The sequence below is a fragment of the Streptomyces sp. SID14515 genome (assembly GCF_010548505.1).
GTDB classification, from domain to species: Bacteria; Actinomycetota; Actinomycetes; order Streptomycetales; family Streptomycetaceae; genus Streptomyces; species Streptomyces caviscabies.
Window position 1 is genome coordinate 1 of the sequence record NZ_JAAGMH010000036.1, and the last position, 4,983, is coordinate 4,983.

At 70.3% G+C, this 4,983-nt stretch carries 3 protein-coding genes and 2 pseudogenes; 2 read left to right on the plus strand and 3 right to left on the minus strand.

Annotation, left to right across the window (positions count from 1 at the left end; genetic code table 11):
* Together G3I54_RS06860 and G3I54_RS06865 are read left to right on the plus strand one after the other, a co-directional pair.
* A pseudogene (locus G3I54_RS06860) lies at positions 1-340 on the plus strand (sphingosine kinase); the annotation flags it as partial.
* 82 nt (positions 341-422) lie between these two features.
* Positions 423-3,263, plus strand: coding sequence for a DEAD/DEAH box helicase (locus G3I54_RS06865; RefSeq protein ID WP_164612142.1), 2,841 nt, complete (start codon positions 423-425; stop codon positions 3,261-3,263).
* 201 nt (positions 3,264-3,464) lie between these two features.
* Here the strand turns inward: G3I54_RS06865 and G3I54_RS06870 are convergent, their stop codons facing one another.
* From G3I54_RS06870 to G3I54_RS06875, 3 genes and pseudogenes are all read right to left on the minus strand, one after another.
* A complete protein-coding gene (locus tag G3I54_RS06870; RefSeq protein ID WP_164612144.1) occupies positions 3,465-3,902 on the minus strand; it encodes an SPW repeat protein in 438 nt (145 codons plus the stop codon).
* A 131-nt stretch (positions 3,903-4,033) separates the two neighbouring features.
* Positions 4,034-4,171 (minus strand): annotated as a pseudogene (locus G3I54_RS39340) (ADP-ribosylglycohydrolase family protein); the annotation flags it as partial.
* Between the two features lie 92 nt (positions 4,172-4,263).
* Positions 4,264-4,911: a fasciclin domain-containing protein gene (locus G3I54_RS06875; protein ID WP_164612146.1), complete on the minus strand. Its 648-nt coding sequence runs from the start codon at positions 4,909-4,911 to the stop codon at positions 4,264-4,266.
* Positions 4,912-4,983 lie beyond the last annotated feature (72 nt).

The following is a 4,983-nucleotide window of genomic DNA, read 5'->3' on the forward strand; positions in this document are numbered from 1 at the left end:
GGGGGGGGAGGCCCGCGAGATCGAGGCCACGCTCATCGCGGTGGGCAACGGGACCACGTACGGCGGGGGCATGCGGATCTGCGCCGACGCCGAGATGGACGACGGGCTCTTCGACGTGACCGTGGTGGGGGAGTGCACCCGCACCACGCTCCTCAAGGTCTTCCCGAAGGTCTACAAGGGCACACACCTGACCCACCCCGCCGTCACCGTGCACCGGGTCTCCTCGATCGAGCTGGCGGCGGCCGGCGTCACGGCGTACGCGGACGGCGAACCGCTGGGCGCGCTGCCGCTCACCGCCACCTGCGTACCGGGTGCCGTGCGGGTGCTCACCGGGCGCTGACCGGGCGCCGGCAGGGTGGAAGGCCAAGGGCATTTAAAGATCGCGCTGACTGTCGGAGGTGGCGGGTAGGCTCGTAGCCAAGATGACAGAGGACCTCTCACCAGCTGAGCGATACCAGGCATCCCGGGCCCGCGCGGCCGAGATGGCGACGGCCCTCGGGCCCTTCCGGGAGATGTACGAGTTCGGACTGGACCCGTTCCAGATCGAGGCCTGCCAGGCCCTTGAGGCGGGCAAGGGGGTGCTGGTCGCGGCCCCCACGGGGTCGGGCAAGACGATCGTCGGCGAGTTCGCCGTGCACCTGGCCCTGGAGCAGGGCCGCAAGTGCTTCTACACCACGCCGATCAAGGCGCTCTCCAACCAGAAGTACGCCGATCTCGTCAAGCGGTACGGCGCGGACAAGGTCGGCCTGCTGACCGGCGACAACAGCGTCAACTCCGAGGCGCCGGTGGTCGTGATGACCACCGAGGTCCTGCGGAACATGCTGTACGCGGGCTCCCAGTCGTTGTCCGGGCTCGGCTATGTGGTCATGGACGAGGTGCACTACCTCTCCGACCGCTTCCGGGGCGCGGTGTGGGAGGAAGTGATCATTCACCTCCCGGAGTCGGTGACGCTGGTCTCCCTGTCGGCGACCGTCTCCAACGCGGAGGAGTTCGGCGACTGGCTGGACACCGTGCGCGGCGACACCGAGGTGATCGTCTCCGAGCACCGTCCGGTGCCGCTCTGGCAGCACGTGATGGCCGGCCGCAAGATGTACGACCTGTTCGAGGAGGCGACCGACCACGGCGGCCGGGGCGCCGGACGCCGCGAGGTCAACCCGGACCTGGTCCGCCTCGCCCGGCAGGAGAACCAGCAGGGCTACAACCCGCGCGACCGCCGCCGCGGCAAGATGGTCCGCGAGGCCGACCGTGAGCGCGAGCGGCGACAGCGCAGCCGGATCTGGACGCCCGGCCGCCCCGAGGTCATCGACCGGCTGGACAACGAGGGCCTGCTGCCCGCCATCACCTTCATCTTCAGCCGGGCCGGCTGCGAGGCCGCCGTGCAGCAGTGCCTGTACGCAGGACTCCGCCTCAACGACGAGGACAAGCGTCGGCTGGTCCGCGAGATCGTCGAGGAGCGGACCGCGTCCATCCCCGGCGAGGACCTGCACGTCCTGGGCTACTACGAGTGGCTCGAAGGCCTGGAGCGGGGCATCGCCGCGCATCACGCGGGCATGCTCCCGACCTTCAAGGAGGTCGTCGAGGAGCTGTTCGTCAAGGGACTGGTGAAGGCCGTCTTCGCCACCGAGACCCTCGCGCTCGGCATCAACATGCCCGCGCGCTCGGTGGTGTTGGAGAAGCTCGTCAAGTGGAACGGCGAGCAGCACGCCGACATCACCCCCGGCGAGTACACCCAGCTCACCGGCCGGGCCGGCCGCCGCGGCATCGACGTCGAGGGCCATGCGGTGGTCCTGTGGCAGCGCGGCATGGACCCGACGGCGCTGGCCGGCCTCGCCGGGACGCGTACGTATCCGCTGCGCTCCAGCTTCCGCCCCTCGTACAACATGGCGGTCAACCTGGTGCAGCAGTTCGGGCGGCACCGTTCGCGGGAGCTGCTGGAGACCTCGTTCGCCCAGTTCCAGGCCGACAAGTCCGTCGTCGGGATCTCGCGGCAGGTGCAGCGCAACGAGGAGGGCCTGGAGGGCTACAAGGAGGGCATGACCTGCCACCTCGGCGACTTCGAGGAGTACGCGCGCCTCCGGCGCGACCTCAAGGACCGCGAGACGGAGCTGGCCAAGCAGGGTGCGGCCCAGCGGCGGGTGGCGGCGGCCTCCTCGCTGGAGAAGCTGAAGCCCGGGGACATCATCCATGTGCCGACGGGGAAGTTCGCGGGGCTGGCGCTGGTGCTGGACCCGGGGCTGCCCGCCGGGCGGGCCAACGGGCACCGCGGGTTCGACCACCACGACGGGCCGCGTCCGCTGGTGCTGACCGCCGAGCGGCAGGTCAAGCGGCTGGCCTCGATGGACTTCCCGGTGCCGGTCGAGGCGCTGGACCGGATGCGCGTTCCGAAGTCGTTCAACGCGCGCTCGCCGCAGTCCCGGCGCGATCTGGCCTCGGCGCTGCGGTCCAAGGCCGGGCACATCGTGCCCGACCGGCACCGCAAGGGGCGGGCGCCGGCCGCCGACGACCGCGAGATCGCCCGGCTGCGGACCGAGCTGCGCGCTCATCCGTGCCATGGGTGCGACGAGCGCGAGGACCACGCGCGGTGGGCCGAGCGCTACCACCGGCTGCAGCGGGACACGCGGCAGCTGGAGCAGCGGATCGAGGGGCGGACGAACACGATCGCCCGCACCTTCGACCGGATCGTCGCGCTCCTGACCGAGCTGGACTATCTCCGGGGCAACGAGGTCACGGAGAACGGGCGGCGGCTGGCCCGGCTGTACGGGGAGCTGGATCTGCTCGCCAGCGAGTGTCTGCGGGAGGGGGTCTGGGAAGGCCTCAACCCTGCTGAACTGGCGGCCTGTGTCTCGGCGTTGGTGTACGAGGCGCGGCAGGCCGATGACGCGGTCGCGCCGAAGCTGCCGTCCGGGCCGGCCAAGGTCGCCATGGGCGAGATGGTGCGGATCTGGGGGCGGCTGGACGCCCTGGAGGAGGACTTCAAGATCAACCAGACGGAAGGGGTCGGGCAGCGCGAGCCCGATCTCGGCTTCGCCTGGGCGGTCTACATGTGGGCCTCCGGCCGGACGCTGGACGAGGTGCTGCGCGAGGCGGAGATGCCGGCGGGGGACTTCGTGCGGTGGTGCAAGCAGGTGATCGATGTGCTGGGGCAGGTGGCTGCGGCGGCTCCTCGGGATGCGGGGGCGGGGGCGTCGGGGGTGGCGAGGAATGCGCGTAAGGCGGTGGATGCGGTGTTGCGGGGGGTGGTGGCCTACAGCTCGGTCGGGTGACCGGGGTGGGGGGCTGGGGTGTGGCGCCTGCGGCGGGCTTGTTCCCCTACCCGCCCCTTCCCGAAACCGGGGCTCCGCCCCGGACCCCGCTCCTCAAGCGCCGGAGGGGCTGAGATGGGGCCCCGCTCCTCAAACGCCGGAGGGGCTGGGAAGCGGTCCTCGGGCGGTGGGAGGCGCGGGGGTTGTCGGGAGGCGTCGTGGTCAGGTGCTGCGGCTCTTGGCCGCGGCTCCTGCGCAGACCATGCCCAGCAGGACCACCAGTCCGCCGACGACGATGTTGTTGATCACGACCCCGGTGTCGGGGCTGCTGCCCACCACCCAGGTCGACACGATGATCCACGCGCCGATCGCGCAGAGCGCCCAGCTCAGGCCGGACATGCGCTCGGGCATCACGGTGAAGCCGAGGGCCAGGACCGCGATGGCGATGCCCATCACCAGGTTGTGCGTCACCAGGGCCGGCTGGCTCGCCGTGAAGTGCAGCACCCACGGGGAAACGGCGCAGTAGAGACCGACGAGGAACACCGGCGCGTCCACCAGCGCCACATCACGACCGCCCATCACGCGGTCGTACCGCGCACGCATTTCGGAGGCATCGGGGTGGCCCGATATGTCGCTCCTCGCGTGTGAGACGTTGCTCATGAGATTTCGTCTCCTTCGTTCCTGCGGGCCCCGCCGCCGTGCGAAGGGATGCGGCAGGCGCCCTTCCCTCCATAGTGCTCTTATCTGGTGCTTATGCGTACATTTCCGGCGGTCTTGTCGGAGGGAATTTCTCAGGTGGCCCGGGGGCCGTCGGCGTCCAGCCGGGCGGCCAGGGTGCGGAGGTCATCCGTGGTCAGGCGGCGGTCGCCGTAGCCGGGCAGCGGTACGTGCAGGGGCTCGGTCCAGCGGTCCGGGATCGCACCGATGCCCAGCGGGCCCGATGGTCGGCGCGCACGACGAGGGGCGGGAAGTCGCGGTGTACGCGGCTTCCCGCCCCTCGTCCGTGGGGGATCAGCGGGGGTTACTTCGGGGGCATCAGGACCGTGTCGACGATGTAGACCGTCGCGTTGGCGGTCGGGACGTTGCCGCAGACGACCTTCGAGGAGTCGTTCACGGTGTACTCGGTGCCCGAGCCGGCCGTCGTCAGCTTGCTCTTCTCCAGCGTGTCGAAGGAGCCCTTCTCCAGCTGCTGCGGCGTCAGCTTCTGGCCCACCACGTGGTAGGTGAGCACCTCGGTGAGCTCGGCCTTGTTCGCCAGCAGGGCGTCCAGGTCGGCCTTCGGGATCTTCGCGAAGGCGTCGTTGGTCGGGGCGAACACCGTGATGTTCTCCGCGTTGTTGAGCGTGTCGACCAGGCCGGCCTGCTTCACGGCGGCCACCAGCGTCGACAGTTCCTCGTTGTTCGAGGCGGCCGTGGCGACCGGGTCCTTCGCCATGCCGTCGAACGAGCCCGCGCCTTCCTTCGGCACCGACGAACAGGCCGGGCCGAACGGCTCGTCCATGGTCGCCGAGTCATCGGCCGAGGGGCTCGCCGGCGTGGACGCGCTGGGCGTCGAGCCTGCCGCCGAGTCCTTGGAGGAGTCGTCCGACGAGCAGGCGGTCAGCGTCAGCGGCAGCACGGCTGCTGCGGACACGGCTACGGCTGCGCGGCGGAAGAGGAGCGTGTTCATGGCGTTCTCCTGGATCGAAGGTGTTGTGCGAAGGAATAGGAATGTGGGGGTATGGGGGGAGTTGGGGGGAGT

Coding starts and splice junctions, on each gene's coding strand:
- G3I54_RS06870 (WP_164612144.1), bottom strand. CDS start 3,902: ATGAGCAACGTCTCACACGCGAGGAGCGACATATCGGGCCACCCCGAT.
- G3I54_RS06865 (WP_164612142.1), top strand. CDS start 423: ATGACAGAGGACCTCTCACCAGCTGAGCGATACCAGGCATCCCGGGCC.
- G3I54_RS06875 (WP_164612146.1), bottom strand. CDS start 4,911: ATGAACACGCTCCTCTTCCGCCGCGCAGCCGTAGCCGTGTCCGCAGCA.